The organism is Microcoleus sp. MON1_C5 (assembly GCF_036701875.1).
GTDB lineage: Bacteria > Cyanobacteriota > Cyanobacteriia > Cyanobacteriales > Microcoleaceae > Microcoleus.
This window is the reverse complement of record NZ_JAUBRN010000158.1, coordinates 1-1,190: the sequence shown is the minus strand read 5'-3', so window position 1 is coordinate 1,190 and position 1,190 is coordinate 1. Positions and strand designations below refer to the sequence as shown.

Below are 1,190 nucleotides of genomic sequence, written 5' to 3'. Positions count from 1 at the left end.
GTGTCGATGGTGTAAGAGACGATCGACCCGTCGGGGTCGCTGCCTCCCAATCCGGTGACTAACTGGCTGCTGTTGGGGCCTAGGCTGGAGTTGGCATTGTTAGCCAATGGCGGTTGGTTGTCAGTTGGAAGTATGGCCGCAACAGTAGCGACAGCGGGACTGGTGGCGCCGCTGTTGTCTGTGGCGCTGTAGGTGAAATTGGCTCCTGTAAAGTTGCCTGTGGCTTGGAAAAATAGTTGCTGTAACTGTTCTGGAGTCAGGACTTGACCTGGTGTCACCGCAACGCCACCGCCCAAAGCTGGATCTCCTAAAAACAGGACGGCTTGGTCTGCTGGGGGCAGGGTGTTGATCGTGTAAGAGACGATCGACCCGTCGGGGTCGCTGCCTCCCAATCCGGTGACTAACTGGCTGCTATTGGGTCCTAGGCTGGAGTTGGCATTGTTGGCAACTGGTGGTTGGTTGGGAGTTGGTGTGGGCGTTGCTGTTGTGGGAGTTGGTGTGGGCGTTGCTGTTGTGGGAGTTGGTGTGGGCGTTGCTGTTGTGGGAGTTGGTGTGGGAGTTGGCACTATCAGTCCATCCACAGTAGCGGTAGCAGGGGGACTGATAGCACCGCTGTTGTCTTTCGCGCTGTAGGTGAAATTGGTTCCTGTAAAGTTGCCTGTTGTGAAGAAAAATAGTTGCTGTAACTGTTCTGGCGTCAGGACTTGGCCTGGTGTGACTGGTACGCCGCCGTTGTCTGGATCTCCTAAAAACAGGACTGCTTGGTCTGCTGGGGGCAGGGTGTTAATGGTGTAAGAGACGATCGACCCGTCGGGGTCGCTTCCTCCCAATCCTGTGACTAACTGGCTGCTGTTGGGCCCTAGGCTGGAGTTGGCATTGTTGGCCAATGGCGGTTGGTTGTCAGTTGGAGTTGGCGTTGGTGTGGGAGTTGGCGCAACTGGCCGCAAGATAGCCGCCACAGTAGCGGCTGCGGGACTGGAGGCGCCACTGTTGTCTGTGGCGCTGTAGGTGAAATTGGCTCCTGTAAAGTTGCCTGTTGTGAAGAAAAATAGTTGCTGCAACTGTTCTGGAGTAAGGACTTGACCTGCTGTGACTGGTACGCCGCCGTTGGCTGGATCTCCTAAAAACAGGACTGCTTGGTCTGGTGAGGGCAGGGTGTCGATGGTGTAAGAGACGATCGACCCGTCGGG

1 pseudogene is annotated in these 1,190 nt (G+C 56.1%); it reads right to left on the bottom strand.

The features are described from left to right. Positions 1 to 1,190, bottom strand: a pseudogene (locus tag QUA71_RS29140) (hypothetical protein); the annotation flags it as partial.